At 69.4% G+C, this 23,768-nt stretch carries 24 protein-coding genes and 1 pseudogene; 16 read left to right on the forward strand and 9 right to left on the reverse strand.

From position 1 onward, the window contains the following. Nucleotides 1-1,224 (forward strand): HEAT repeat domain-containing protein (locus ACWD3I_RS37205; protein WP_451084284.1); only part of this gene is annotated, 1,224 nt, incomplete at its 5' end. Here ACWD3I_RS37205 and ACWD3I_RS37210 read toward each other — a convergent pair. After that, nucleotides 1,195-1,389, reverse strand: coding sequence for a DUF397 domain-containing protein (locus ACWD3I_RS37210; protein WP_365393977.1), 195 nt, complete (start codon nucleotides 1,387-1,389; stop codon nucleotides 1,195-1,197). The two genes, ACWD3I_RS37205 and ACWD3I_RS37210, sit on opposite strands and share 30 nt — an antisense overlap. Beyond that, nucleotides 1,386-2,240, reverse strand: a complete 855-nt coding sequence (locus ACWD3I_RS37215) for a helix-turn-helix domain-containing protein (protein WP_365393978.1) — start codon at nucleotides 2,238-2,240, stop codon at nucleotides 1,386-1,388. The genes ACWD3I_RS37210 and ACWD3I_RS37215 overlap by 4 nt, the downstream gene beginning before the upstream one ends. 116 nt (nucleotides 2,241-2,356) lie before the next feature. Here ACWD3I_RS37215 and ACWD3I_RS37220 point away from each other — a divergent pair, with 116 nt between their 5' ends. Then, the gene (locus ACWD3I_RS37220; RefSeq protein ID WP_365393979.1) at nucleotides 2,357-2,818 is read left to right on the forward strand and encodes an ATP-binding protein; all 462 of its coding nucleotides are present in this window, start codon (nucleotides 2,357-2,359) and stop codon (nucleotides 2,816-2,818) included. A gap of 22 nt (nucleotides 2,819-2,840) precedes the next feature. After that, nucleotides 2,841-4,217, forward strand: coding sequence for an FG-GAP and VCBS repeat-containing protein (locus ACWD3I_RS37225; RefSeq protein WP_365393980.1), 1,377 nt, complete (start codon nucleotides 2,841-2,843; stop codon nucleotides 4,215-4,217). Nucleotides 4,218-4,290: 73 nt separating this feature from the next. Here the strand turns inward: ACWD3I_RS37225 and ACWD3I_RS37230 are convergent, their stop codons facing one another. Further along, the gene (locus ACWD3I_RS37230) at nucleotides 4,291-5,199 is read right to left on the reverse strand and encodes a LysR family transcriptional regulator (protein WP_365393981.1); all 909 of its coding nucleotides are present in this window, start codon (nucleotides 5,197-5,199) and stop codon (nucleotides 4,291-4,293) included. Nucleotides 5,200-5,352: 153 nt separating this feature from the next. Between ACWD3I_RS37230 and ACWD3I_RS37235 the strand changes: the two genes are divergently transcribed. Together ACWD3I_RS37235 and kstD are read left to right on the forward strand one after the other, a co-directional pair. Continuing rightward, nucleotides 5,353-5,916 carry a DUF6817 domain-containing protein gene (locus tag ACWD3I_RS37235; protein ID WP_365393982.1) on the forward strand — a complete coding sequence of 188 codons (564 nt, stop codon included), beginning with the start codon at nucleotides 5,353-5,355 and terminating at the stop codon, nucleotides 5,914-5,916. Between the two features lie 74 nt (nucleotides 5,917-5,990). Next, entirely contained in the window at nucleotides 5,991-7,745 is a 1,755-nt protein-coding gene (gene kstD / locus ACWD3I_RS37240; RefSeq protein ID WP_365393983.1) for a 3-oxosteroid 1-dehydrogenase, read from the forward strand. Here kstD and ACWD3I_RS37245 read toward each other — a convergent pair. From ACWD3I_RS37245 to ACWD3I_RS37260, 4 genes are all read right to left on the reverse strand, one after another. Beyond that, on the reverse strand, nucleotides 7,742-8,386 hold the full coding sequence (locus ACWD3I_RS37245) for a class I SAM-dependent DNA methyltransferase (RefSeq protein ID WP_365393984.1): 645 nt from the start codon (nucleotides 8,384-8,386) through the stop codon (nucleotides 7,742-7,744). The two genes, kstD and ACWD3I_RS37245, sit on opposite strands and share 4 nt — an antisense overlap. Nucleotides 8,387-8,453: 67 nt before the next feature. Further along, a complete protein-coding gene (locus ACWD3I_RS37250; protein ID WP_365393985.1) occupies nucleotides 8,454-8,672 on the reverse strand; it encodes a hypothetical protein in 219 nt (72 codons plus the stop codon). 21 nt (nucleotides 8,673-8,693) lie between these two features. Further along, nucleotides 8,694-9,008, reverse strand: coding sequence for an AzlD domain-containing protein (locus ACWD3I_RS37255; protein ID WP_365393986.1), 315 nt, complete (start codon nucleotides 9,006-9,008; stop codon nucleotides 8,694-8,696). Beyond that, nucleotides 9,005-9,694, reverse strand: a complete 690-nt coding sequence (locus ACWD3I_RS37260; RefSeq protein WP_365393987.1) for an AzlC family ABC transporter permease — start codon at nucleotides 9,692-9,694, stop codon at nucleotides 9,005-9,007. The genes ACWD3I_RS37255 and ACWD3I_RS37260 overlap by 4 nt, the downstream gene beginning before the upstream one ends. 68 nt (nucleotides 9,695-9,762) lie before the next feature. On the opposite strand from ACWD3I_RS37260, the gene ACWD3I_RS37265 reads away from it, so the two are divergent. Further along, nucleotides 9,763-10,332 carry a helix-turn-helix domain-containing protein gene (locus ACWD3I_RS37265; protein ID WP_365393988.1) on the forward strand — a complete coding sequence of 190 codons (570 nt, stop codon included), beginning with the start codon at nucleotides 9,763-9,765 and terminating at the stop codon, nucleotides 10,330-10,332. Nucleotides 10,333-10,434: 102 nt separating this feature from the next. Here the strand turns inward: ACWD3I_RS37265 and ACWD3I_RS37270 are convergent, their stop codons facing one another. Then, nucleotides 10,435-10,638, reverse strand: coding sequence for a cold-shock protein (locus ACWD3I_RS37270; protein WP_003992177.1), 204 nt, complete (start codon nucleotides 10,636-10,638; stop codon nucleotides 10,435-10,437). Nucleotides 10,639-10,923: 285 nt separating this feature from the next. Here ACWD3I_RS37270 and ACWD3I_RS37275 point away from each other — a divergent pair, with 285 nt between their 5' ends. From ACWD3I_RS37275 to ACWD3I_RS37290, 4 genes and pseudogenes are all read left to right on the forward strand, one after another. Continuing rightward, a complete protein-coding gene (locus tag ACWD3I_RS37275) occupies nucleotides 10,924-11,772 on the forward strand; it encodes a menaquinone biosynthetic enzyme MqnA/MqnD family protein (protein ID WP_365393989.1) in 849 nt (282 codons plus the stop codon). A 30-nt stretch (nucleotides 11,773-11,802) separates the two neighbouring features. Further along, nucleotides 11,803-13,599: a serine/threonine-protein kinase gene (locus ACWD3I_RS37280; protein WP_365393990.1), complete on the forward strand. Its 1,797-nt coding sequence runs from the start codon at nucleotides 11,803-11,805 to the stop codon at nucleotides 13,597-13,599. Between the two features lie 114 nt (nucleotides 13,600-13,713). Then, nucleotides 13,714-14,169 (forward strand): annotated as a pseudogene (locus tag ACWD3I_RS37285) (outer membrane protein assembly factor BamB family protein); the annotation flags it as partial. Between the two features lie 4 nt (nucleotides 14,170-14,173). Next, nucleotides 14,174-14,479, forward strand: coding sequence for a PQQ-binding-like beta-propeller repeat protein (locus ACWD3I_RS37290; protein WP_365394084.1), 306 nt, complete (start codon nucleotides 14,174-14,176; stop codon nucleotides 14,477-14,479). A gap of 66 nt (nucleotides 14,480-14,545) precedes the next feature. Here the strand turns inward: ACWD3I_RS37290 and ACWD3I_RS37295 are convergent, their stop codons facing one another. Then, nucleotides 14,546-19,144 carry an FtsK/SpoIIIE domain-containing protein gene (locus tag ACWD3I_RS37295; protein WP_365393991.1) on the reverse strand — a complete coding sequence of 1,533 codons (4,599 nt, stop codon included), beginning with the start codon at nucleotides 19,142-19,144 and terminating at the stop codon, nucleotides 14,546-14,548. A 307-nt stretch (nucleotides 19,145-19,451) separates the two neighbouring features. Here ACWD3I_RS37295 and ACWD3I_RS37300 point away from each other — a divergent pair, with 307 nt between their 5' ends. From ACWD3I_RS37300 to ACWD3I_RS37325, 6 genes are all read left to right on the forward strand, one after another. After that, the gene (locus ACWD3I_RS37300; protein WP_095046767.1) at nucleotides 19,452-19,751 is read left to right on the forward strand and encodes a WXG100 family type VII secretion target; all 300 of its coding nucleotides are present in this window, start codon (nucleotides 19,452-19,454) and stop codon (nucleotides 19,749-19,751) included. A gap of 127 nt (nucleotides 19,752-19,878) precedes the next feature. Continuing rightward, nucleotides 19,879-20,193: a hypothetical protein gene (locus ACWD3I_RS37305; RefSeq protein ID WP_046261397.1), complete on the forward strand. Its 315-nt coding sequence runs from the start codon at nucleotides 19,879-19,881 to the stop codon at nucleotides 20,191-20,193. A 3-nt stretch (nucleotides 20,194-20,196) separates the two neighbouring features. Beyond that, nucleotides 20,197-21,591, forward strand: a complete 1,395-nt coding sequence (locus ACWD3I_RS37310) for a hypothetical protein (protein ID WP_365393992.1) — start codon at nucleotides 20,197-20,199, stop codon at nucleotides 21,589-21,591. 45 nt (nucleotides 21,592-21,636) lie between these two features. After that, nucleotides 21,637-22,287, forward strand: a complete 651-nt coding sequence (locus tag ACWD3I_RS37315; RefSeq protein WP_365393993.1) for a hypothetical protein — start codon at nucleotides 21,637-21,639, stop codon at nucleotides 22,285-22,287. After that, nucleotides 22,284-22,895, forward strand: coding sequence for a hypothetical protein (locus ACWD3I_RS37320; protein ID WP_365393994.1), 612 nt, complete (start codon nucleotides 22,284-22,286; stop codon nucleotides 22,893-22,895). Before ACWD3I_RS37315 ends, ACWD3I_RS37320 begins: the two co-directional genes overlap by 4 nt. A 6-nt stretch (nucleotides 22,896-22,901) precedes the next feature. Further along, nucleotides 22,902-23,459 (forward strand): hypothetical protein, encoded by a 558-nt coding sequence (locus ACWD3I_RS37325; RefSeq protein WP_365393995.1) that lies wholly within the window; start codon nucleotides 22,902-22,904, stop codon nucleotides 23,457-23,459. The last annotated feature ends 309 nt before the right edge of the window (nucleotides 23,460-23,768 follow it).

A 23,768-nucleotide genomic window follows, 5' to 3' on the forward strand; every position in this document is an offset into this window, starting at 1 on the left:
GCTCTGTGGGAGCCGATTGTCGAGTTCGCAGGCTCCGGGGGTGATGCGGCTGCCCGTTGCGAAGCGGTGTCCCTGGTGGCTGAGTACCGGATTCAGGACCCCGAGGTCAGGGCGCTGCTGTGCCGACTAGCTGTCGAGGACCCTCATAGCGATGCTCGGGAACGTGCAGTCGCCGGTCTTGGAAGCCTGCTCGACGAGGAGAGCATTCAGACGTTGGTCCGCAGCCGGGCGATCGAGGATCCGGACGACATGGTCCGAAACACGGCCATGCTGCTGATGGTTGAGCAGATGGGTGACTGGGAGCTTGCGCAGAGAGCTGCCGTCGAGGACAAGCACTGGCTTGTTCGAGTGGACGCCTTGTACGGGTTGCGCACCCTCGGCCGCGACGATGCCGACACGTGGGACTTCCTCCGTCGGCGGGCGCTCGGCGACCTGAACCAACGGGTCCGGGGTGCGGCTTGCACCGTGATGTGGCAGACAGCGGGTTCCCACACCGGTACCCGGGAATTCCTTCGAGAGCGTCTCGGTGACGACTCTGGTGGTCAGGTTCGGGAATCGGCGCTCCGTGGTTTGGTGAGGTTGGGGAGAGAGGATGAGGGCACCTGGCAGCTCGTCCGGAAGCATCTGCTCGACGACCCTGACCGTGATGTGCGCGAGTCCTCGGTGACCGACTTATGTGGGTACAGGAGCCACGATGCCGGCACGTGGGATCTGACACTCAACCGGCTTGTGAACGACGTGGACGAGGAGGTCAGGGCGGAGGCGCTGCGTGCGACGAGGTTCAACCCGGAGCCAGGCGACGTTCGGGCTGCGATCCGTGCGTGTGTCGCCGGAGACAGCGCCGCGGCAGTCAGGGAAGTGGCGCTGGCACTGCTGGCCACGAGCATGGGAGACGATGACGCCGCCCGCGCGATCTTCCGGGATCGGGGAGTCCGCGATGCCGATCCCAGGATCCGGGCCGACGCGCTGCGCTGGTGGGCCGTGTGCGAGGAGGGTGAGGAAGGGGCCGCGCTCCTGAGGGAGCGGACCGTTGCCGATACGGACGATTACCCGCGCATCGCCGCCCTGCAATCGCTCGCGTTCGGCTGGCCGGCCCACCCAGCGACGATCCCGTTGCTCCGGGAACGGGCCAAGGTGGACAAGGACCGGTACGTGCGGGCGATGGCCACCCATGCCCTGGCCGCAGCCGAAGCGCTAGCGACTGTCTCCGACCAACTCCCCTGACAAGAAAACCGACCAGGCAGCCGAGGCGAGGGCCACACGAGGGCCGGCGGGGTGCTTCGAGTCGCGGAGGTGGACCGTGGCGGGAGTGAGGGCGACCTCCAGGCACTCGCCGCCCTCGCCGTCGCTGTAGCTGGACTTGAACCAGGTGAGCTGCTCGTTGTTCATAGCTCCTCCAGCTTCTGCTCGATCAGCTTCCGGGTCTCCGAAGGGGAGAGGGTCATCGCTCGCATGATCCCATAGCGGTCCGCGATCCTCCGGACCTCTTCTGGATCGGTGATCAAGCGGGGGTACCCCTGCGATTCTGTATACGCCACCTGCCCATGGCCCTTGGGCACCAACAGGTTGAACCCGCTTCCCGGGTTGGGATGTTCCTCCACCGCCGTCGGCATCACCTGGATCTCGACGTTCTGCAGCTGTCCCACGCTCACCAGGCGTCGAAGCTGGTCCGCATGCACGCGACTTCCGCCGATGGGGCGGTCCAGCACAACCTCTTCGAGGACATAGCTCACGATCGGCGCGGGCCGCCGCTCGAAGACCTGCTGCCGGGAGAGCCGGTCCGCGACCCGCCTCTCGATCGTCACCTCGTCGAGGAACGGCCGCCGTTTCGCGAACACGACGTGCGCGTGATCCTCGGTCTGCAACAACCCCGGGACACCGTTGTTGGCGTAGAAGTGCAGCTCAACCGCCTCCGCCTCCAACCCGGCGTAACTCCGATACCACTCCGGATGTCGAGTCCGGACCTTGGTCATCGCCTCCCTCACTTCGGGAACTGCCTCCTTCAACAGACCCCCGGCGTCCAGGATTTCGTCGGCCTGTTCCAGGATCTCCGGACGGATCACCCGTACGCCGCGTTCCATGGCGGAGATCATGTCGGAGCCGTATCCCAACAGCTTCCCGAACTCCTTCTGGGTCAGCCCCTTCCGTTCCCGCAGCAGTTTGAGCATCTTGCCCAGCGCGGTGAACAACCCGGTCGTCCCGTCGACTTCGGTCGGTGTCTCCGGCCTCCGCTCATCCACGCGATCCGCCCTCCCGCTCGACTGCTCGTACCCTGGACCGACGGCACACGTACAGCTACCCAGAGTCGTCGCGCCGCATCTGGCCAGCGTAAATACAAGTCGCCACTCTCTGTGATGTGAACGCCGAAATCTCCACCCGCCTCAGCGCCACTCCCCGCGGCGCCCGCCTCGCCCGCCGCCTCACCGCGCAGCAACTCGACGCCTGGGGCCACCCCTACGACAGCGACGTGAACGCCACCGCCCAGCAGGTCGTCGCCGAACTCGCCGCCAACGCCGTCACCCACGCCAGACTCCCCGGCCGTGACTTCGAACTCCGCCTCGGGCTCCTCCACTCCGAGTCCGGGCCCACGCTCCGTATCGAAGTCAGCGACCCCCGAGCCGACCGCCCACTCCGCTACGTCACCGATCCGGACGCCGAGGGAGGCCGAGGCCTGCTCCTCGTGACGCTGCTCAGCCGGACCTGGGGCGTCATGGAACGCGTCGTGGGCAAGACGGTCTGGGCGGAACTCCCCCTCAAGGAACCCGAGTCACACAAGGGCACAACCATCAGCGGCCATCGTGAGTCTCCTACCCACTGACTTAGATCACCGCAGGAGACGCATGTTCACGCGTATCAACCTTCGGCCGGCGCTCGCCACGGCCGCCGCCGTGTCCCTGACCGGCGGGCTGCTCACCCTCTCCGTGGGCACCGCCACCGCCGCCACCCCGGCGAAGTACGCCGACGACTTCAACGGGGACGGCTACCGCGACTTCGCCTCGGCGAGCCTCGGTGGCGAGTTCACCGTCACGTACGGGACCGCCACCGGCCCCGGCACCACCAGCAAGACGTTCACGCAGGCCACCGCGGGCGTCCCCGGAACGCCCGGGGACGCCGGCGACTACGCCGACTCCTTCGGCGACGACCTCGCCGCCGCCGACTTCAACCGTGACGGGTACGCCGACCTGGCCGTCGCCGACTCCTCGGAGAAGATCGGTACCAAGACCGGCGCGGGCGCGGTCACCATTCTGTGGGGCGCGAAGACGGGCCTCTCCGGCACCGGCGCCGTCCGCCTCAAGGTCACCGCCCACGCCCACTACGGCTTCGGCGACCAGATCGAGACCGGCGACTTCAACGGCGACGGCAAGGCCGACCTGGCGGTCACCAATGGCGTCGACACCGTCTACATCTACCGTGGCGGGTTCACCAAGTCCGGCAGCACCGGCTCGGTCACCAAGCACGTCGCCGACGATCTCCTCGAACCCACCGGCCTGGTCGCCGGCAAGGTCACCAAGGACAAGGCCACGGACCTCTTCGTCCTCGGCCAGGGTTACCACGACGACAAGATGACCCAGGACGTGTGGTTCCTGCGCGGCGGCTCCACGGTCAAGCCGGGCAAGCAGACGGTCGTCAACAGCTCCAAGCCCGACTACAGCCCCACCGGCGTCGTCGCCGACTTCAACAAGGACGGCTACGGCGACCTCGCGGTCAGCGACACCCGGTACAACAACTACGCCGGTTCGGTGGTCGTCTGGCGCGGCGGCAGCACGGCCCCGACGACGAAGTACCGTATTTCGCAGGCGACTTCGGGTGTGGCGACGGCAGCGACCAAGGGCGACGGCTTCGGCGACAGCATCTCCGCCGGAGACACCGACGGCGACGGCTACCCGGATCTGGCGGTCGGCGTCTGGGAGGAGACCGTCAGCTCCAAGGCGACCGCGGGCGGCGTCCACGTCCTGCGCGGCGGCACGTCCGGTCTCACCGGCAAGAACTCGCAGTGGTTCACCCGGGCCACCGCCGGCGTGCCCGGCACTCCGACCGAGTTCGGTTGCTTCGGCCAGCTCGTCCGCCTGCGCGACATCGACCGCGACGGCGACAAGGACCTGCTGGTGTCCAGCGACTACTACAACGGTGGCGTGCTGCTTCCGGGGACGGCAGCCGGTATCACGGGTACCGGTGCCAAGGACCTGAACGTGGTGGCCGCGTTCCCGCAGGGGTGACCGGTAGCAACGGCTGATCATGGTGCTGCTCTCTCCCGGAGGGCAGCACCACCGCCATCGCGCCCCGCCCGCTTCACGACCCCCCGCTCACCCGTCGCCCCCGCCACTCCACCACCGTGTCCGCGAACGCCCGCGCCGGCGGACTCAGCGCATCCCACCGCCGTACGGCCCACCCCACCGGCAGCGGACGCAGATCCGGCAGCGGGATCAGCCTCAGCTCACCCGAACCGGTCGCCGCCAGCCCCGGCAGGACCGGCACCACCGCCCGCCCCACTCCCAGCTCGGCCAGCAGCAGGGCCGTGTCCCAGTCGGCGACGCTGGTGTCATAGGCGAACCGCACCCCCAACTCCGCGCAGGCCGCGTCCAGATGGGCGGCGGAGGCGGAGTTCGGTGGCAGTCCGATCAGGCGTACGTCCGTGAGATCGGCGGCCGCCTGCAACCGCTCGCGCGCCGCCAGCGGATCGTCGGAACGCACCGCCAGCACCCACGGCAGTTCCGCCACCACGCGCTGCTCAATGCCCCGCACCGGCGGTCCGAGCGTGATCCACGCCAGATCCAAGGTGCCGTCCGCCAGCGCGTCGAAGCTGCCGCGCCCCGAACTCACCGTACGGAACTCCAGGTTCACGCGCGGATACCGGCGGCGGTACTCCACGACCGCGTCCCCCATGAAGTGCCGTACGGTCGTCGCCCCCGTGGCCACCCGCACGAACCCGCTCTCGCCGTCGACCAGATCGCGCAACTGCCGTACGGCGAGGTCCAGTCCGGAGATGCCCTCCGCGGCCGCCGTCTCCAGCAGACGGCCCGCCCGCGTCGGCGAGACGCCCCGCGGCTGCCGCTCCAGCAGCGCGACCCCCGTCTCCCGCTCCAGCCGCTTCACATGCTGGCTCACCGCGGACTGCGTACACCCCAGCTCCCGGGCCACCGCGCTCAGGCTCCCGGCCCGGCACACCGCCACGAACACCCGCAGGTCGTCGAGGGTCATGACATCCAAGCTAGCACTTGGGTCCAGCGATAAATCCCAAGGATTGACTGGCCTCAGCACGTGTACGACGATCAACCCAGGGCCCAACGGGCGGCAACCCGCTCCACCCCGGGACGGAGCGGGTGCCGACCCACCCGGCCGAAGGGACATCCCATGGCGTACGACTCGATGACCCAAGCCGACTCGTTCCTAAGGGAGTTGGGCGCCGAGAAGATGCCCCACCCCGGCGGTACGCTCCTCGCCCACCTCCATCGCGTCCGTACCCGACTCGCCACCTGGAACGCCCGCCCCGCCCTCCGACTCGCGGGCCTGTGCCACGCCTTCTACGGCACCGACGGCTTCGCGCAGGTGCTGCTCCCGCTCGACCGGCGTTCCGATCTCGTGGCGACGATCGGTGAGGAGGCGGAGGCGATCGTGTACTTCTACGCGAGCTGCGACCGCAGGGCCACGTATCCGAGGCTCGCGGATCCCGGCTCACCGTTCCACGACCGTTTCACCGGGCGCGCATACGTCCCCGGCCCCGGCCTCCGCCAGGACTTCGCCGAGCTCACCGCCGCCAACGAAATCGACCTCGCCGCCGAGGACCCGGCCTTCCGGGACCGTCACGGCCCCGACCTGCTCGCCCTCTTCACCCGCTTCCGCATGCTCCTGAGCCGACCCGCGTACGAGGACTGTCGCTCCGTACTCCTCGGCCCAACCCCCGTGCACGGCCCTTGACTTCACATGGTCCCCGCGTCACATTCCCATTTCTGACACACCCTCAGAAAACCCGATATCGGGCGGGAGTGACCATGACGACCACCAGTGCGGACCCCACAGGACCGAGACCCACCCGCAGGCAGCTCCTCGGTACCACCGCGGCCGCCGGACTGGCCGTGGCGACCGGGGTGCAGCAGAGCGCCCGTGCCGCCGACCTGCCCCTGCTCGGGACGTACGACGTCGTCGTCATCGGCTCCGGTGCCGCCGGCATGACCGCCGCCCTCACCGCTGCCAAACGGGGTCTGAGCTGTGTCGTCCTGGAGAAGGCGCCCACCTTCGGCGGGTCCGCGGCCCGTTCCGGTGCCGGGATCTGGATCCCCAACAACTCCGTGATCCTCGCGGCCGGCGTACCGGACACCCCCGCGAAGGCCGCTGCCTATCTCGCCGCGGTCGTCGGGCCCGAGATCCCCGCGGCCCGGCAGCAGGCCTTCCTCGCCAACGGCCCCGCCATGATCTCCTTCGTCATGGCCAACAGCCCGCTGCGGTTCCGCTGGATGGAGGGGTACAGCGACTACTACCCGGAGCTGCCGGGCGGTCTGCCCAACGGGCGTTCCATCGAGCCCGACTACCTCGACGGCAACATCCTGGGCGCCGAACTCGCCCACCTGAACCCGCCGTACATGGCCGTCCCGGACGGCATGGTCGTCTTCAGCGCCGACTACAAGTGGCTCGCCCTCTCCGCCGTGAGCGTCAAGGGTCTCGCCGTCGCCACGGAGTGTCTGGCCCGCGGCACCAAGGCGCTCACCCTCGGGCAGACGCCCCTCACCATGGGGCAGTCGCTCGCCGCCGGACTGCGCAAGGGGCTGCTGGACGCGGGCGTGCCGGTCAGGCTGAACACCCCGCTCACCGACCTCTTCGTCGAGAACGGGACCGTGGCCGGGGCGGTGGTCCCCGGCGGTCTCTACCGCGCGCGCCGAGGCGTCATCGTCGGCTCCGGGGGGTTCGAGCACAACCTCGCCATGCGCACCCAGTACCAGCAGCAGCCCATCGGTATCGACTGGACCGTCGGCGCGAAGGAGAACACCGGGGACGGGATAAGGGCGGGGCAGCGCGTCGGCGCGGGCGTCGCGCTCATGGACGACGCCTGGTGGGGGCCCGCCATTCCGCTCCCGGGCCAGCCGTACTTCTGTCTCGCCGAACGCACCCTCCCGGGCACTCTCCTCGTCAACGCCGCAGGCCGGCGCTTCGTCAACGAGGCCGGTCCCTACAGCGACGTCGTCCACACGATGTACGAGCGCAACCCCACCGACCCCGACATCCCGGCCTGGCTGATCACCGACCAGAACTACCGCAACCGGTACCTCTTCAAGGACGTCGCGCCGACCTTCGTCCTCCCCGACGACTGGTACAGCTCGGGCGCCGCCAAGAAGGCCTGGAGTCTCGACGCCCTCGCCACCGCCATCGGTGTCCCGCCGACGGCGCTGCGCACGAGCGTCGACCGCTTCAACTCCCTCGCCCGGCAGGGCACGGACACCGACTTCCACCGCGGCGACAGCGCCTACGACCACTACTACACGGACCCCTCCGTCCTCCCCAACTCCTGCCTCGCCCCCCTCTGGCTGCCGCCCTACTACGCCTTCCGTATCGTCCCCGGCGACCTCGGCACCAAGGGCGGTCTGCGCACGGACGCCCGGGCGCGGGTGCTGAGGGAGGACGGCTCGGTCATCTCCGGTCTGTACGCCGCAGGGAACGCCAGCGCCGCGGTCATGGGCCGCAGTTACGCCGGCGCCGGCTCGACGATCGGCCCGGCGATGACGTTCGGCTACATCGCGGCCAGGGATCTCTAGACAGGCCTGCGGGCGATCAGGAACGCCTGCTTCGTGGACTCCCACTCGTGGCCGGGTTCGCGCACCGTCCGCGAGACCATCGCGAACCCGGCCGCCTCCAGCAGCTCCACGATCGCCTCCGGCCGCCGCCGCTGGAAGTCGAGGATCACGTCATGGCCGAAGGGCCGGTCGTGGCGCTTCGGTTCGTCGCCGACCTGGAAGGCGACGAGCAGATGGCCGCCCGGGGCCAGGACCCGCCTGAACTCGGCGAAGAGGGAGGGAAGTCTCTCCACAGGGGTGTGGATGGACGAGTACCAGGACACGACCCCCGCGAGCGATCCGTCGGCCACGTCCAGCTCCAGCATCGACCCCTGCTCGAACCGCAGCCCCGGGTTCTCCCGCCGGGCGATCGCCAGCATCGACGCCGACAGGTCGAGCCCGAAGACCGATAGCCCGAGGGAGTCCAGATACGCGGTCACCCGCCCCGGCCCGCACCCGAGGTCGGCCACCGCGGCGCCCTTCCCCACGAGTGCGGCGAAGGCGTCGATCAACCCCCGCTCGATCGGCGTCGCCGTCAACTCGTCACGGAAGCGCTCGGCGTAGTCCTCGGCGATGGTGTCGTAGAACGCCCGGGTACTGGTCAGGAAATCGGAGTCGGCCATGCTCCGGGACCCTAGCCACCACCACTGACAACGGCGTCTCGGCAGAGGCCTGTTGGCCGACAGGCGCCTATTCGCCCTGCCGCCGCGTCATCCCCACGCCGACTCCCGCCCCCACGGCCGTACCCAGCCCGATCCCCAGGGCCAGCCCGAGTCCGAGGTCGTCGAAGACGTCCATCCCCAGCAGCAGGCCGAGAGCCGTGCCGAGCGAGAGCCCGACGGATATACAGAGCGCCCAGCGGCTCTCGGCCGTGGATCCGCTGCCCTCTTCGTGTTCATGCTTCTGCACTGATCGTCCCCCTGAGATCCGCTACGCCATTCCGAACGCCCGCAACACCGCTGCGGTTCCCGCCGCCCCCAGCACCACCACCACGAACGGCGCCTTCTGCCAGGCCAGCACACCCCCGACCAGCACCCCGATCGGCCGCGCCCACCCGGCGAAGCCGCCGCCCTCGGTCAACGCCCCCGTCGCGAGCAGCGCGGTCAGCAGCACGACGGCACCGGCGGAGAGCAGTTCCTGCACACGTGCGGGGAGTTCGACGCGTCCGTGCAGGGCCGGGCCGACCAGCCGGAAGGCGTACGTCCCGACCGCCAGCGCCAGGATCATGGCGACCGTCGCGCTCATGCCGACCGCCTCCGGCCGAAGGCGAGGAGTCCTGCCAGGGCCAGCAGCACGGGGACCCCGGCCGGGGCGACGGGAGCCAGGGCCAGCGCCACGCAGGCGCCGAGCACCGCGGATCGTCGTACGGCCGCGTCCTCCCGCAGCGCGGGCAGCACCAGGGCGACGAGGACGGCGGGGAAGGCCGCGTCCAGGCCGTAGCGGGCCGTGTCGCCGAGGGCGTCACCGGCGAGGGCTCCGGCCAGGACACCGATGTTCCACACGGCGAACAGGCCGAGCCCCGAGACCCAGAACGCCGTGCGACGTCGTACCGGATCGCTCTGGGCGAGAGCGAAGGCGACCGTCTCGTCGGTGACGAGGTGCGCCCCGACGAGCCGTGCCGGACGGCCCTTGCCGAGGGCGTCCGCCACGGCGAGGCTGAAGGCCGCCGTGCGGGTGTTCAGGAGCAGGCCGGTGGCCGCCGCGGCGAGCGGACCGCCGCCGGCGAGCAGCACGCCGACCGCGCTGAACTGGGCGGATCCCGCGTAGACGACGAGGGACATCACCACCGGCACCCACACCGGCAGCCCGCCGGCGACGGCGATCGCGCCGAAGGAGACGCCGACGATGCCGCTGGCGAGCCAGACGAGGGAGGCGTCCCGGATCAGATCCGGGGCGAAGGGAAGGCGCGGTGTTCGCTCTGCCGTACGCATGTTCTCTACAGTGGACAGTAGATGCCGCGTTCGTCAAGGCGAACGTTCGTACCGATGGAGCGAACAGCATGTCCGACAGCCAGCCGCCCGCCCGACTGCCCCTGGAGTGGATCGCCGCCTCGCTGCGGCGGGAGCGCGCCCGCGTCGGGCTCTCGCTGTCCGAGCTCGCCAAGCGGGCCGGGATCGCGAAATCGACGTTGTCGCAGCTGGAGGGGGGCAGCGGGAACCCGAGCGTGGAGACGCTGTGGGCGCTGGCGGTGGCGCTGGGGGTGCCGTTCAGTGCCCTGGTGGAGCCGCCGGCACCGTCGGTGCAGGTCATCCGGGCGGGGCAGGGCCCGTCGGTGGCGTCCGAGCAGGCGAACTACGTCGGCGCGCTGCTGTCCTCCAGTCCGCCCGGGGCGCGGCGGGACATCTACCGGATCACCGCGGAGCCCGGCGCGGCCCGTGACTCGGAGCCGCACATCCCCGGCTCGGTCGAACACCTGATCGTGAGCACCGGGCGGGTCAAGGCGGGGCCGAAGGGCGAGGAGGTCGAGCTGGAGCCCGGGGACTACATGGCCTACCGCGGGGATGTGGCGCACTCCTACGAGGCGCTGCTGCCAGGGACGACGTTCGTGCTGGTCATGCAGCACCTGTAGCGCCGTACGGGCGCCGCACGGGAAAAGGCAGGAGCCCCGCTGCCTTGCGGCACGGGGCTCCTTGGGTACTGCACTCAGGTCCGGATCAGAGACTCAGGAGTCTCAGACGGGGGTGACGTTCTCCGCCTGCGGGCCCTTCGGGCCCTGGGTCACGTCGAAGGAGACCTGCTGGTTCTCCTCCAGCGAACGGAAACCGCTCGCGTTGATGGCGGAGTAGTGGACGAAGACGTCCGGGCCGCCGCCCTCCTGGGCGATAAAGCCAAAGCCCTTTTCGGCGTTGAACCACTTCACGGTTCCGGTAGCCATAAGCCCTCCTTGGGCCCAAAGGGTTGCCCTGCTCCAGAACCTGCAAGTGTGAAACGGTGCCGCACAACTGCATACGTCTGAAAACGACTAGAGCCCGCGGTCACATGCTCCGCAGGCTCTGTACTGCAAGGGAAACCAAACTGCAACTTGCGGCGAGCCTAGCATGCAGGCAGCCGAAAGCAATAGAGGCCAAGATCACGTCACCCGGACGTTTGATCTCGCTCGTGTCGGGTTGACGGTGGGGGTGCCCATCGTACGTCAGTCAACAGGGTCTAGCCTCACGATGTGGACAATTCACGCACCCGGCCGCGCGTCGGCCACATCCAGTTCCTGAACTGCCTGCCCCTGTACTGGGGGCTCGCGAGAACGGGCACACTCCTCGACTTCGAGCTGACGAAGGACACCCCGGAGAAGCTCAGCGAGAAGCTGGTGCGGGGAGATCTCGACATCGGTCCCATCACCCTGGTCGAGTTCCTGCGCAACGCCGACGACCTCGTCGCGTTCCCCGACATCGCCGTCGGCTGCGACGGCCCGGTGATGTCCTGTGTGATCGTCTCGCAGGTCCCGCTGGACGAGCTGGACGGCGCGAGGGTGGCCCTCGGGTCGACCTCCCGCACGTCGGTCCGCCTCGCCCAGCTCCTTCTGGCCGACCGCTACGGCGTACGCCCCGAGTACTACACCTGCCCGCCCGACCTCAGCCTGATGATGCAGGAGGCCGAGGCGGCGGTCCTGATCGGCGACGCGGCACTGCGGGCGAACCTGCTCGACGGGCCGAAGTACGGCCTCGAGGTCCATGACCTCGGCGCGCTCTGGAAGGAGTGGACGGGCCTGCCGTTCGTCTTCGCGGTCTGGGCGGCGCGCAGGGACTACCTGGAACGCGAACCGGTCATCACCCGCAAGGTCCACGAGGCCTTCCTCGCCTCCCGGAACCTGTCGCTGGACGAGGTCGGCAAGGTCGCCGAACAGGCGGCACGCTGGGAGGAGTTCGACGAGCAGGTTCTGGAGCGGTACTTCACCACCCTCGACTTCCGGTTCGGGGGGCCGCAGTTGGAGGCGGTCGCGGAGTTCGCGCGGCGGGTGGGGCCGACGACGGGTTTCCCGGCGGACGTGAAGGTGGAACTGCTCCAGCCCTAACCTGCATCTGAACCTTATGGGGGAGGCAGCATGCAGCCGCTCGCAGTCGACGAGCCGACCAGCGTCGGGCCCTACCGCCTGCTCGGTCGGCTCGGCTCCGGCGGTATGGGCCGGGTCTATCTGGGACGCAGTGCCGGCGGCCGTACGGTCGCCGTCAAGATCGTGCATCCGCACTTCGCCCTTGACGAGGAGTTCCGCGCCCGCTTCCGGCGCGAGATCGAGGCGGCCCGGCGGGTCGGCGGTGCCTGGACGGCACCGGTGCTGGACGCGGACCCGGACGCGTCGGTGCCGTGGGTGGCCACGGCGTACGTGGCGGGACCGTCGCTGTCGGCGGCGATCGCGGACGGGGGTCCGCTGCCCGAGCACTCGGTACGGGTGCTGGGGGCGGGGCTGGCCGAGGCGCTGGCCGCGGTGCACGATCTGGGGCTCGTGCACCGGGATGTGAAGCCGTCGAACGTGCTGCTGACCCTGGACGGCCCGCTGCTGATCGACTTCGGGATCGCACGGGCCGTGGACGGCACGGCGTCCCTGACGTCGACGGGTGTCTCCATCGGCTCGCCCGGCTACATGTCGCCCGAGCAGATCCTCGGGAAGAGGATCACGGGGGCGGCGGACGTCTTCTCGCTGGGTGCGGTGCTGGCCTACGCGGCGACGGGCGAACCGCCGTTCCCGGGGGATTCCTCGGCCTCCCTGCTCTACAAGGTCGTACACGAGGAGCCCGAACTCGGCGCGCTGAGCGGAGCGGTGCGGGAACTGGCGGCGGAGTGCCTCGCCAAGTCGCCGGGAACCCGGCCGACCCCGGCTGAGCTGGCCCGACGGCTGGCCCCGGAGGGTGCGGCACGGCTGGTGGCGGGCGGGTGGCTGCCGGGGGCGCTGGTGGAGCAGGTGAGCCGGGGTGCGGTGCGGTTGCTGAACCTGGAGGCGTCCGGGGAGGCCGGTTCGGGGCCGGTGGGATTCAGCAGTGCGTCGGTGGGGGAGGCGGCGGGAGCCGAGGCTTCGACGGCCGGGGCCGCCACCAATGCGCCGACGGTCGGGGAGTTCGGGCCGCCGCCGGTCATGCCGGGGGCCGTGTCAGGGCCCGCCGCCGCGGTCGCGCCGTCCCCGTCCGTGCCGGCGTCACCGGCCTTCGCCCCGGGGGGCCACCCGTCCGGCGCCGTGCCCGAGCCGCGCGGGCCCGAACCTCATGACGCCGTTCCGCCGTCCGACGCCCGCCCGGGCAGGCTCACCGTCTCCGTGGCGGCCACCTCGGCGCCCGGGGTGGAAGGCCGTGGCCGACGGATGAGCTGCACGGTCGCGCTCGCCGTGGCGGGGGCGCTGGCGGCGGTGACGGTGGGGTCGGTGCTGGTGTTCGACCTGATGCCCGGCGGGCGCAACGACGACGCGGGCAGCGCGGGTTCGGACTCCTCCTATGCCACGCCCGGCACCTCGACCTCGGCGCTGCCCTCGGCCGAAGAGTCCAGCCCGGCCGAGCCGCCGGAGCAGGCGGTCCCGGACCGCTACCTCGGCACTTGGGAGGGGCAGGGCAGTGGCTCCGGCATCCCCATGGGCACCTTCCGGCTGACCGTCGAAGAGGCCGCCGTCGGCGAGGAGTTGGGCAAGCTCAAACAGACGGACATCTTCGGCGGCGTCTGCAACGACGTACTCACCCTGAAGAAGGTGACGAAGACCGGGCTCGTGGCGACCTCCGTGGGCGCCAAGAGCAACCACGGCGGCTGCAACCCGGCGCCTCACACGGTGCGGTTGGAACCGGTGGGGGACGATCTGAGATACGTCTCGGAGAGCGCGGCGGAGGGGAATCCCGAGGCGCGGATGTCGAAGGCCGACTGAAGGCGGCTTCGTACGGGTCGGCGACGCCATCCTCCGCTTCGGCTTCGCCGATCGCCCGCTCATGCCCCGTCATCCTGCCGCCCTGGCGCACCGCTCCTCTTCCACGGCGGCAAGGTGTTCCTGGCCGACGGCGACTACGACGGCGTACTCGTCGCCTACGACGTGAAGACCGGCGACGAGGCCTGGCGCAGCCGGCTCGGCAAGAAGATCACCGTCGAGGACACCATCGCCATCGACGACAAGAACGTCTACGTCACGGCGACCGACTACAGCGACTCCCGGAGCGCCACCGAATACCGCACCGCCGTCGCCGCCATCAGCCACACCACCGGTACGAAGGTGTGGCTGCAGAAACGGGACTGGGGCACCAAGGACTACGACGTCCAGGGTTCCGTCCTGGGCAAGTACCTGGCCTACGCCGACTCCAACCACAACCTCACCGTGCGGTCCACCGCCACGGGCGCTCAGCTGTGGACCAAGAAGATCGGCGACGACTGGAGCCGGCGGCCCACCATCGCGAACGGTCTGGTCTTCCTGCCGGGCGCGACGCTGAGGGCCGTCGACGCGGACACCGGTGCTCTACGTCAGCGACTACGACAATGGCGTCTGGGCGGTCGACGTCAGGACGCGCGAGCGGATCTGGCTCTGCGACGAACTGGAGATCTCGGGCCCGGAGATGTTCGTGAAGGCCGGCAACTCCCTGTACGGGGCCGCCGGTTCCCTGGACGGCGGGCTCGTCGCCCTCCAGGCCAGGACCTGCAGGCTCCGCTGGACGTACACCGACAGCGACAACTGGGGCGAGCCGTGGCAGGTCGCCCTAGCCGGAAACCGGCTGCTGGTGTCGAACGGGCCGGAGTTCTACGCGCTGGCGGCTGTCTGAGAAACAGAAAGGGCCGCGGGATGGGGATGCGTCCCGCGGCCCTTTCGCGTTTCCGGTCCGCTACCGCTACATCGGCGTCGTGACGGTCATGTGCTCCCCGGTGCCCAGGTGCAGCATGCCCTTGCCCGGCGTGATCTGGCCGCCGACCATGCTCCGGTTCGTGCGGATGCCGATCAGCTCACCCGCGGAACTGTCCTGCGGGGACAGCAGAATGCCGCGGCGGGCCTTCTTCATGTCGACCTGCCAGCCGGAGAAGCCGTCACAGATCTCCTCCTCGTCACCGGCGATGACGACGGCGAGGCCCTCCTCGACGCCGCGCTCCACGATGCGCTTGAAGATGTCCTCGGCGTCGCAGTCGTCGTGCACCTCCGCGTCGTCGACCAGGGTGACGATCGGCTGCTCGGGACTGGCCGAGCCGATGAGCTCCTCCATCTCGTCCTCGTCGATGTCCCGGCCCGTGAAGACCTTCAGGACACCTTCCTGTCCCTCCAGTTCGCGCAGCGGGGACGGGCGGGGAGCGGCGAGGATCAGCCGTACGCCCTGGGCGAGGTAGGCCCGTGCGATGTTCAGCAGCACCGTGCTGCGGCCGGACTTCGCGGGACCGCCGATCACGAACGCCGGGACACCCTGGGAGAGATCGGGGCCGAAGGCGGTGAGCTCGTCGCCGCCGACACCCACCAGGGACCAGAGAGGCGAGGCGCTGGTCGCCGGGTCGCGCATCGCCCAGGCGTCGGCGAAGGAGATCCGGCTGGGCAGCACGTCCACGCGGAACGGGCGGCGGGAACGCGGCAGTTCGGCATCCCGCGCGGCAGCGGCCTCGCCGATCGCGACGAGCGCCGCGGCCTGCCCCTGACCGGTGGTGTCCTCGGCCAGCAGGGCGAACTGGGTCTCCGTGGCCGTCTCGCTGGCGTATCCGCGGCCGGGCGGGATCTCCTCGGGGATCTTGCGGGCGTTGATGTCCAGCATCGAGAAGTCGCCGCGGTCCGCCAGACGCAGACCGTACTTGTCCTCGGTCAGGGAGGAGATCCGCCCCGTCAGCAGCTGGCGGTCGCCGGTGATCACCAGATGCAGGCCGACGCTCGCACCCTCCCGCATCAGCGCCATCACCTGGTCGGTGAGGTCACCGTGGTTGTACTCGCCGAGGGTGGGCAGCCAGCCCTCCCAGCGGTCGAGCAGCACCACGATGTGCGGCAGCCGCTCGTCCTCGGCGGCGAAGGAACGCTGCTCGCCGATGTCGGCGTAGCCCTTCTCCGCCAACAGCTCCTGGCGTCGGTTGAGTTCGCCGGTCAGCCGGCTGAAGAGCCGGATGACGCGCTCCTGCTGGTTACGGCTGACGACCGCACCACAGTGCGGCAGGCTGGTCAGCGAGTTCAGGGCGCCGTTGCCGCAGTCGATGCCGTACAGGTGGACATCGGCGCTGGACAGCGTACGGGCCAGTGAACCGGCGATCGTGCGCAGCACCTGCGAGCGGCCGCTGCGCGGGGCGCCGGCGACGAGCAGGTGCCCGAAGGTGGAGAAGTCGACGACGACCGGGCGGCGGGCCTGGTCGGACGGCAGGTCCTCGATGCCGTACGGCGCCGCCGGCAGCGTCCCCCGGCCCTGCACCGCGGGAATCTCGTCCAGCAGCAGCATCTCGTCCAGGGCGGGCAGCCACGGGGAGTGCTGGGCCGGGATGCCCAGCGCCTGGTTGGCCTCCCGTACGGCGTCCACCAGCACCTTGAGGTCGGTGATCTCGTCGTCCTCGCGGGCCTCGGACTTGGGCTTGGTGAGCCCGGCCCGGCCCAGGTCCTGCCAGGCGAGCTGACCGGCCCACGGCGCGAGCGCCGTGGGATCGGCGGCACCCGGGCGGCGGCCACCGACGCGGCCGGACTGGAAGGGGACGAGAGAGGCGTGGCCGAGCCGGACGTACGCGCGACCGGGGGTGCTCTTGGCGATGTGACCGGCTTCGGGCGCGTCGATGACGTCGGTCGACTCACCGGCGTCCGTCACGCGCAGCGCGATCCGCAGGTTGGTGTTGGCGCGGATCTCGGGCGACACGACACCGCTGGGCCGCTGGGTGGCGAGCAGGAGGTGGATGCCGAGGGAACGGCCTCGCTGGGCGATGTTGACGAGGCCGGTGACGAAGTCGGGCAGGTCACGGACCATGGACGCGAACTCGTCGATGACGATGAGCAGTCGGGGCACATGCGCGTGGGACGGGTCCCGGCGCACCAGGTCCTGGTAGTCCTCGATGTCCTTGGCGTCGGCGGCGGCGAGGATGTGCTCGCGCCGCTTCAACTCCGCGCCCAGCGACTCCAGGGCGCGCTCGACGAGGTGGGCGTCGAGGTCGGTGACCATGCCCACGGTGTGCGGGAGCTTGACGCAGTCCTTGAAGGCGGATCCGCCCTTGTAGTCGACGAGGACGAACGTCATGTTCTCGGGGGTGTTGGCGACCGCGAGCGCGGCCACGATCGTCTGCAGCAGCTCCGACTTACCCGAACCGGTCGTACCCGCGATGAGTCCGTGCGGGCCGTCGCGCCGGAGGTCGATGCCGAAGGGACCGTCGTAGGACTCGCCGATGACCGCCATGGTGGACTGCCCGCCCATGCGCCAGCGCGCGGCGATGTCGTCGCGCGTCGGCGGTTCCAGCTGGAGCACGTCGAGGAGCCGGCTGGAGGACGGGAGTGCGGAGTCCTCGGTCTCGCCACTGATGTCCCGCAGCGGCGACAGCGACCGGGACAGCCGTGCGCACCAGCCGGCGGAGACGAAGTCGGGCCGGACGTCGGTCCTGCGGCGGGAGCCGGTCTGCTCGACCCGCAGCCGCAGCTCGAGGGCCTGCTCGGTGTCCTGCCGGTCCTGCTGGGCGCCGTTGTGCCAGGCCTGGAAGGAGGGGAAGCTGCCGGCCGAGGACTGCGGCACGCCCATCGGTGACGCGGCGGCGGTCTCCTCGATGCGCCGCGGTTCGGCGACGACGTAGGCCTGGCACTCGCCGGGCAGGAACCGCTCCTCCTCGTCCAGACAGATCGCGTAGATGGCCACGGACGGACCTTCGCGCAGCAGCCGTACGACACCCGGCATCGACCGCAGCCGCCGGGACCCGTCCCATACGACGACGATGTCGGGGTCGGAGAAGGCGGGACCGCCGCCGCTGTTGTTGTTCTCCTTGAGGGCCTTCTGCCGGGCGTCGAGCAGCTGGGTCAGCTCACCGACGCGCGCGCCGACGGTCTCGGCGTCCGTCCCGATCAGGACGTTGACGTCCTGGCCGCCGGACGGGCGGGAGTGCGGCAGCCAGCGCACCCAGTCCCAGCGCGGGTGCGCCTCGTTCTCGGTGAGGACGTAGAACTGGACGTCCATCGGGCTGTGCAGCACGGCGGTCTGAGCGACGACCCACCGCCCGAGCGCCTGGGCGGAGTCACCGGGACCGGCGATACCGACGACACCGAGGTCCCGCAACGGCAGGGCGACGGGCGAGTCCTGGATCTTCCAGGTGACCTGACGCTTGTGCTCGTCCTGCTCCGGGTCGTCGAGAACGACCTCGGAGCGGACGCGGCCGGTGCCGACGCGCAGGAGCAGGTGGTCTGCGTCGGTACGCCGCCGCTCCCACAGCCGGGTACGGGGACCGGTGCCGAAGGCGAGGACGGCGGCCGGGTCGGGGATGGCCCTGCGCCGGTCCAGCCGCTCCAGACGCAGCGCGTCCTCGGCGTCCTTCTCGATCCGCTCCTTGGTCTCCTTGTACTCCTTGACCTGCTTCGCATGGGACTTGCGCCCGTGCTTCTTGTCCATGAAGTAGTTGCCGAAGAGCATCAGGGGGCTCATCAGCGCCATGATCATGTAGTACCAGCGACCGAAGATCATGACCGAGACCACGGCGCCGACCAGCGGGAACAGGGCCATCAGCCAGGGCAGCGGCCGTGCCTCGTAGTCCCTGGGGGGAGAGGGCAGCCGGAACTGTGTCTTGCGCTCCGCCGGGCGCAGTCGCGGAGGCCGGTTGTAGTCGAGGCCGGCGCCGTCCTCCGACCACTTCAGTGCCGCGTTCGGCGGGCTGTACCCGTCGATCTCCAGGAGGGTGTTGCCGAGGGCGAGTTGGGAGCCGAGAGGCCAGGAGCCGCCGTCGAAGTCCTCGCCGTCGAGACGGGGCCGGTCGCCGTCGTCATCGTCCTTCTTCTTGGACGCGTCCTTCTTGTCGACGCCGTGCAGGGTGACAACGCACTTGCCGTCGATGGCGATGGACAAGGTGGCCGCACGCGCGGCGAGTTCGGGATCGTCGATACGGAGGGGCGCGGCCGGACCGCTGCCGATGTCGTACCGTCCCACGCCGAGCCGGTGCACGGCGCCCGCGGCGGGGCCGCCGGCCACCCGGAACTCGACGATCCCGGTCGGCTCACCGAGGAGACAGCCGGCCGGATCGTGCAGGCTGACGACGGCGCCCTCGCGCAGCGCGGAACCGACGATGTTCGCGTCGGGGTCGAGGGGGTAGCCGTCGACGTACGCCTGCGGTGCGCCCCCGGGGTTCGCGTGCCCGCCGATGTGCCCGCCGATGGGGATGATCTGCGCGCCGCCGTCGAGACCGACGTGCCGCGCCAGCTCCCGGGTGATGTCGCCGACCGACGACTCCGGATCGGCGTCGAGCACCACGTCGGCGCTGGCCCCGCCGATCGGGTCGACGACGGTCAGACTCAGGCGCACGTTCGTCCTCCTCGCTGGGCTGAGGCCGCCCCCGCAACGCTGAACACAAGGTGAGTGAACACAGTGGGAGTGACCTTAACCGGCGCACCTTTCCCCTGCGCAACGGGATGCACACGGGCTTCACAGGACTGGGACGCTCCCGGGATGTGCAGTGGTTCACGCTTCCGTTGCCGGACGTCCCTGTCATCCCAACAGCCCCACCCGTAAGATCTTTGCTCATGCGGACGGCCGGTGATGTCCGGCCCGATCGCATCAGTCAAGCCACGGGGATGGCCCTGCGGCGACCGCAACGGGAGGGAGAGCCGTCATGGCCAAGGACACAGACCTTACTTATTCCGAGATGGAGAAGAAGGCCAACGACCTCATCAAGGCGATGGGCGACATGGAAGACATGTTGAAGTCCATCGAAAAGGGTGTCGAGGAGCTCGTCGCCAACGGCTTCACCACCACGAAGGCCTCCGGCGCCTACGACGAGTCCATCAAGGACTTCACCAAGGGCGCGGCGAAGACCGTCAAGGGTCTGGAGGGTCTGTCCAAGTTCCTCACCAACGCGAAGAAGGCGTACGAGGACCTGGACGACCAGCTGGCGAAGAGCGCCAAGGGCTGAGCCTGCCACGGGCGACACACCCCGGTGCGACGGGACATGAATGTCCTGTCGCACCGGGCTGTCTGTCGCCGGGCTTTTTTCAACGGGGTGCCGGCTCGGGCCGGCGGATCGACATGATGGGGGCGCCGTGGCGGGCGAGAGCGATCAGCGGCTCGACCTTGAAGTGATCAAGGAAATGGGCAAAGGGCTCGGCAATATCAAGAAGGCGTTCGACGGCCTGGAGGATCTGGGCGGCAAGTACGAGGACGACTTCGGGAACGGCGATCTCGCCGACAAGTTCGGGGACTTCGCCGACAACTGGAAGCTCAGCCGGAAGAGGCTGACGGAGGAGATCGACGTGCTGGCCCAGATAGCCAAGGCCGCGGGGCAGGCGTACGAGGACATCGACCATCAGTTGGCCCAGGCACTTCGTGATGCCCAGGATCCGAAGAAGGGGAACTGACCGATGGCTGGACGCCCACGCGACTGGCACCCGGTCGCGGACAGTGACCCCATACCCGGAGACGCCGACCGCATGGCCTCCCTGGGCAAGACGCTGCGCAAGACGGCGGACGAGGTCGAACGGCAGATCCGCAATCTGAAGGCCGTCGCCGAGGTCGACGCCTGGGACAGCAAGGCCGGCAAGGAGTTCCGCGAAAAGGCCTCGGGCAACGTCAAGAAGCTCGAGGCGGTTTTCAAGAGGTACGACACCGCCGCCACGGCGATCGGTAGCCGGGTCGACGAAGTGGGCGGTGGATACCAGGACAAGCTGACCGCCAGCGCCAAGAACTACGCCTCCGACCTCAACCGCGCCCAGGAGATCGCCGACGCGGCCCTCAAGGACGCGAAGGACGCCGACGAACGCAAGAGCACGTCGCAGAAGAGCATCGACGGTCTGTCCGGCAAGGACCGCAAGAAAGAGGACGTCGACAAGGACCGCAAGGACCTGGAGGCGAAGCGGGACGCGGCCGGTGACGAGATCGAGGCCGCACGGGAGAAGATCAACGAGGCCAAGAGGATCCGTGACGCCGCCGCCAAGCGCGCACGTGAGTCCCTGGACGCGGTCATCAACCACGACTCCCTGAAGGACGGGTTCTGGGAGACCCTGACCGACAGCATCGCGGAGATCACCTCCTGGGTGGCCACGGTATGTGGAATCCTCTCGCTGATCGTCGGCTGGATTCCGGTGATCGGGCAGGCCCTGGCCGGTGTGCTGGGTGCCATCGCCCTGATCGCGACACTCATCAACTTCATCGCCACACTGGTCCAGGTCGCCCAGGGCAACGCCGACTGGATGGATGTCGGAATGGCGGCCCTCGGATTCCTGATGATGGGTGTCGGAAAGGGCTTCTCCAAGATCGCGGGCAAGTTCGCGAAGAACACCCTGGGGCGGGTCGGAAAGGCCGGAGCGGCGCGGACAGCCAAGCAGGTGAGCCGGGCCAACAAGAATCTGCGGCGGGCCGCCTACAAGGACGTGAAGTTCCAGAAGGGCGACATCCTGAAGTCGCTCAAGGAGCCCTTCACGGAGCCCTTCTCGAAGGCCGCGTGGGCGAAGAACCTGAAGACGCTGAAGCCCGGCGGCGGAAATTGGGCCGCGGCGAAGAACGAATTGGGCCTGCGCGGTGGGGGAAGCGCCCTCAAGGGAATGCCCAAGTCATTCTCCATGGCCGACCCCGGCGTCGCGTCCGACCTGAAGTCGGTCAAAATGGGGACCGCGGCCCTGGGCGGTCAATTCGATGCCAACGCCGTCAACCAGATCTCCAAGTCGGCCAGCCGTCTGTCCATCGTCGGGGCCGGTATTACCCTGGGCGGGCTGAGCCTGGACGGAAACCTCCAGAAGATGGTCGGTCTTGGTGGCTGAGCCTGTGCTCGATGGAGCGTCCGTACCCGCACGAAAGGACCGAGCATGACCGCACCGGACGATCCGGCCCCGCTGGACGAGACTTTCGAGTGCACCTTTGAGTTCCAGCCCGGCTGGATCGATCTGACGCTGCGCGAAGGCACCAAGGCCGAGGCCAAGGCGCTGGCCACGGAGGTCGTGAACCGGCTCAATCCGCTCGGCCTGGAGATCGAGAAGAGCGCTGTCTTCGACGACATGGTCGAGCGGGCCGTCGACCTCAACGATGACGTGCCCACCCTCGCTGCGGCGTACTACTCCGAGGCGGGGGAGGCCCTGGCCAACCTCATGGTCGACTCCTACGGCGACGAGGGCGTGCCGCGTCCCGGCGCGGACGAGGTCATCCCGCTGCTTCTGGAGTGGGGAAACGCACAGGTCACAGGCACCCCCGAGATCACCCACCTGGAACTGGCCGCCGGACCCGCCGTACGCATCCAGGCCATGCTCCAGGCCAAGCGCATGCTCGGCTTCGGCCGGAAGCTGACCGAGTTCATCAAGTACGCCGTCTTCCCGCCCGACATGCAGAGCCTCATCGTCGTCACGGTGACCTGGGAGAAGATCGCCGTCACCGAGCAGATCGCCGAGCTGGCCGACGAGGCGGTCCGGACGATGCGGATCACCCCGCTGCCGACGCGTCCCGCCGAGGGGGGTACGGCATGAGGACGGCCGACCAGTTCTCCTCGGCACCCACGGACTACAACGTCGTCGTCCCGGACGGCTGGTTCCAGCTCTCCCTCGACCCGGAGGAGCGCGACCGGGGCATCATCGCCCTCGCCGAGCTGACCTTCCGCGGCCAGGACAACGCCCCGCTGCTGAAGAAGCAGTTCATGCAGGACCTCCAGCGCAAGGCGAAGGACGCCTACCAGGTCGGCGGCACGGAGCTCTACCTCTCCACGATGGCCGTCGGCCCCGTTCCCCTGGCGTCCTCACTGCTCATCAGCGTTCCTGGTCCCGACGAGTGGCCGGAGACCTCGGACGCCGAGGCACTGGCCGAGCACCTGGCCGACCGGAGCCGCGCCGACAACGGCGAGATCGGCGTGGTGGAACTGGCCGTCGCCGGCAAGGCGGTACGCCAACGCCGCCGCGAAGTAGCCGACCCCGCACGGCAGTTGGGCAACACCCTGCCGACCACCACCCTCACGTACTACGTGCCGATCCCGACCACCACACGCTGGCTGCTGCTGAACTTCTCCACGCCCATCGATCAGCTCGCCGACCAGATGGTGGAGCTGTTCGACACGGTCGCGGGGACGTTGCACTGGAAGTGACCGGAGTTGAGTGAGCCGGAGGCGGAGTTCCGGGTCCGGGACGGGTTCATGTTCGCCGGAGTGGCGCTGGTCCTGATCGCCCTCGGATTCGTGTTCGCCGTGACCATGGGCGCTTGGAAATGGTTCGTACGGACCTCGGCTCCGACGGTGCTCAACTGGCCCGGCGGATCATGGGGGTTCGGCGTGGCTTGCGGCCTGCTCGTGGTCTTCGGCTCACTCGGTGCCTGGCGGTTCTTGGAGCGACCCCGAGGCGAGTCGCTGCCGGCGCGTGCGGGACGCATGGCCGGCCTCACGGTGTGCGTCGGGGCGGCATTCGGCGCGGTGTTGTACATCATCGCTTCCCTGCCCGGCAGGAACTGCCCTTCGTACCGTGACGGTTGCGAGTACATCCCGGGGACGGGCAGCGCGCTCGTCACCTGCCTGGGCACTGCGGCGCTTGTGGGCTACGCGGTGTATCGGGTCGGCAGCATGCGCGCCGAGCGGCGCCAGGCTCGTGAGCGGGAGCGGCTGCGGAAGCTGCGTAAGAAGGGGAAGGGGAAGAGCCGGGTGGCGCGTCGGGGATAGCGGGGCCGCGCAAGGCGACGACGACCTAGGACGTTCGTTGTCGGCGGTTGTACATGACCAGGGCGCAGGCGAGCGCTGCCAGCGCGGCGACAGTGCCGAGCAGACCGACGGACCCGAGTGGGCGAGGCAGGCCGCGAAGCCGTACGCGTCGCCAGGCCAGGACTCGGTCGCCCACTGCCATGTGTCGTCGCCCCAGAGCCGGTCAAGGGCGGCCACCACGACGATCCGGAACTGATCGCCGCACAAGCCGAGGAACAGCAGGCAGCCGAAAGCCCATGCGCCCTTCTTGCCGTTGGAGCCCGATCTGCC

The organism is Streptomyces sp. NPDC002817 (assembly GCF_053592055.1).

Bases quoted from the DNA above. Each gene is read 5' to 3' on its own strand.
- ACWD3I_RS37280 (WP_365393990.1), top strand. From the start codon at position 11,803: ATGCAGCCGCTCGCAGTCGACGAGCCGACCAGCGTCGGGCCCTACCGC.
- ACWD3I_RS37310 (WP_365393992.1), top strand. From the start codon at position 20,197: ATGGCTGGACGCCCACGCGACTGGCACCCGGTCGCGGACAGTGACCCC.
- ACWD3I_RS37235 (WP_365393982.1), top strand. From the start codon at position 5,353: ATGGCGTACGACTCGATGACCCAAGCCGACTCGTTCCTAAGGGAGTTG.
- ACWD3I_RS37260 (WP_365393987.1), bottom strand. From the start codon at position 9,694: ATGCGTACGGCAGAGCGAACACCGCGCCTTCCCTTCGCCCCGGATCTG.
- ACWD3I_RS37315 (WP_365393993.1), top strand. From the start codon at position 21,637: ATGACCGCACCGGACGATCCGGCCCCGCTGGACGAGACTTTCGAGTGC.
- ACWD3I_RS37230 (WP_365393981.1), bottom strand. From the start codon at position 5,199: ATGACCCTCGACGACCTGCGGGTGTTCGTGGCGGTGTGCCGGGCCGGG.
- ACWD3I_RS37210 (WP_365393977.1), bottom strand. From the start codon at position 1,389: ATGAACAACGAGCAGCTCACCTGGTTCAAGTCCAGCTACAGCGACGGC.
- ACWD3I_RS37245 (WP_365393984.1), bottom strand. From the start codon at position 8,386: ATGGCCGACTCCGATTTCCTGACCAGTACCCGGGCGTTCTACGACACC.
- kstD (WP_365393983.1), top strand. From the start codon at position 5,991: ATGACGACCACCAGTGCGGACCCCACAGGACCGAGACCCACCCGCAGG.
- ACWD3I_RS37320 (WP_365393994.1), top strand. From the start codon at position 22,284: ATGAGGACGGCCGACCAGTTCTCCTCGGCACCCACGGACTACAACGTC.
- ACWD3I_RS37255 (WP_365393986.1), bottom strand. From the start codon at position 9,008: ATGAGCGCGACGGTCGCCATGATCCTGGCGCTGGCGGTCGGGACGTAC.
- ACWD3I_RS37270 (WP_003992177.1), bottom strand. From the start codon at position 10,638: ATGGCTACCGGAACCGTGAAGTGGTTCAACGCCGAAAAGGGCTTTGGC.
- ACWD3I_RS37225 (WP_365393980.1), top strand. From the start codon at position 2,841: ATGTTCACGCGTATCAACCTTCGGCCGGCGCTCGCCACGGCCGCCGCC.
- ACWD3I_RS37300 (WP_095046767.1), top strand. From the start codon at position 19,452: ATGGCCAAGGACACAGACCTTACTTATTCCGAGATGGAGAAGAAGGCC.
- ACWD3I_RS37265 (WP_365393988.1), top strand. From the start codon at position 9,763: ATGTCCGACAGCCAGCCGCCCGCCCGACTGCCCCTGGAGTGGATCGCC.